General features: G+C 74.9%; 1 protein-coding gene. It reads right to left on the bottom strand.

What is annotated here, in order from left to right:
* Positions 1-581: maltotransferase domain-containing protein (locus J5M73_RS30940; protein ID WP_207816855.1), on the bottom strand; the 581-nt coding region annotated here is incomplete at both ends.

Below are 581 nucleotides of genomic sequence, written 5' to 3'. Positions count from 1 at the left end.
CCGCCGCGAATTCGCGCAGCACGGCGAGCGCGGCGGGGTTCGCCTCCGGCGCACGCGTGAGCACGTCGGCGGCGAGCCGCCGCGCTTCTTCCAACTCGAGCGCCACCGCCTGACCCGCCGCGTGCTTCTTGCCGACCTCGTCGACGAGCGTCGCCCAATCGTCGCGCCACGCGATCACGCGGAACAGATGCCGGCCGAGCCGTTCGAGCGGAATGTCCGCTCGCCACGCATCGTTGCCTTCGGCGGCGCATCGGGCCTCGTGCCAGCCGTTCTCGTCCGCGGCGCGCCATTGGACGGCCGCCGCGAGGCGTGCGTGACCGTCGGCGAAAATCGCCGCGCGCACGGCGAGCCGCTCGCCGATCACGCGCTTGACGGCGAAGCGGCCATCGTCGACGACGGGCTCGATGCGCTCGATCGCGATGCGCTCGCCGGCGAGCGCGGCCGTGACCGACGCACGGGTGCCGGGCCGATTGCCGCGCCGATCCTCGGCGGGGGCCGTCGTGACCGGGCGCGCGCGCTGCGCGCGCAGCAACGTGCAGGCACCGGCGGCGAGCGCGAACGGTTCGAGCGCGCCCATACGC

It is taken from the genome of Pseudomonas sp. 50_B (assembly GCF_017491625.1).
Classification (GTDB): domain Bacteria; phylum Pseudomonadota; class Gammaproteobacteria; order Pseudomonadales; family Pseudomonadaceae; genus Aquipseudomonas; species Aquipseudomonas danubii.
Note: the sequence above shows the minus strand (reverse complement) of the source record. Positions and strands in the feature narration are given on the sequence as shown.